This window comes from Pseudomonas sp. EL_65y_Pfl1_R83, assembly GCF_963970695.1.
In the GTDB taxonomy this organism is placed as follows: domain Bacteria; phylum Pseudomonadota; class Gammaproteobacteria; order Pseudomonadales; family Pseudomonadaceae; genus Aquipseudomonas; species Aquipseudomonas tritici.
On record NZ_CAXAQI010000286.1, the window covers coordinates 1 to 500 of the forward strand.

The 500-nt window shown below is 66.6% G+C and carries 1 protein-coding gene; it reads right to left on the reverse strand.

From position 1 onward, the window contains the following. On the reverse strand, window positions 1–500 hold a 500-nt coding region (locus AACY08_RS28910), incomplete at both ends, for a site-specific integrase (protein ID WP_339472503.1).

Here is a 500-nt window from a genome sequence, read left to right on the forward strand (position 1 = left end):
GGGGTCGTCACATCGATCGTGTCGAGCAACCGCCGCGCCTCATCAGGCGCGAGGACTGGCGTCTTGCCGCGCCGGACGCTGTGCGCCGGACCGCGCACCGATGCGGCCGGGTTCACCGACACGACCTGGCCCGTCACCAGCCAGTCGAACAGGTGGCGCACACCCGCAAGCCGCTGCTTGACGGTCGGCGCGCTCACGTCGTGCCCCAGCATTTCGATCCAGGCCGCGACGTGAAGCGGCTGCACCTCGGCAATCGACGCCACGCAACGCGCATCGCACCAGGCCAAGAACTCGCCCGCTGCACGCGCATAAGCGCGACGTGTGTGCGGATTGCGGATGGTGACGGCGAAGAACTCCAGGAAGCGGAGCTGCGCGCGATCGTCGGCCGACGCAATCAGCGTCGGCAATGCCAGCGAGGGGTAGGACTGTAGGGCGAGCCGGTTCATCATCAGTCCGCGCCAGTGCTTTTCGATTTGATCGTCGAACGGAGCTTCACTTTG